Raw genomic sequence first — 469 nt, forward strand, 5'->3', positions numbered from 1 at the left:
AATAACTCCCTCTAACTTATCAATAGGTGTATAAGTAGAAACTATAATTTTTTTAGGTAAGGGTGCCTCATCTTCATTACTAACGAAATCTTCCCCCTCATACGAATATTCAATTTTCCCCATTTGATTGAAGCGTTCCTTATTTAGAAAACAACGAATAATCGCTTCGAAAACTGTTGTTTTTGCTGTTCCATTTTCCCCAATTATTATTGTTAAATTCATATTCTTATTACTATCTAACTTATTTGCACTTGAAAGATCGAGTTCAAATAACTTCAATTTCCTAAATGATGGTATCTTTATCTTCTTTATAAACAAATTTTTCACACCCTATAATTTATATAATATCTATTAGCTAATTCACATGCAACCTGTAGCAATATAAGTTTAAAAACGTATCTTAATACAAGAAGTAATGAATTTATAATAAGTTCACTACTTCTTGTCTCTCTATCCACTTATCCAACTT

The 469-nt window shown here is 28.8% G+C and carries 1 protein-coding gene; it reads right to left on the reverse strand.

Translation table 11 applies throughout. The features are described 5' to 3' along the window. Nucleotides 1–318 (reverse strand): AAA family ATPase (locus MR170_RS31090; RefSeq protein WP_242310678.1); only part of this gene is annotated, 318 nt, incomplete at its 3' end. Nucleotides 319–469 lie beyond the last annotated feature (151 nt).

The organism is Bacillus cereus group sp. BfR-BA-01524 (assembly GCF_022662595.1).
GTDB classification, from domain to species: domain Bacteria; phylum Bacillota; class Bacilli; order Bacillales; family Bacillaceae_G; genus Bacillus_A; species Bacillus_A thuringiensis_S.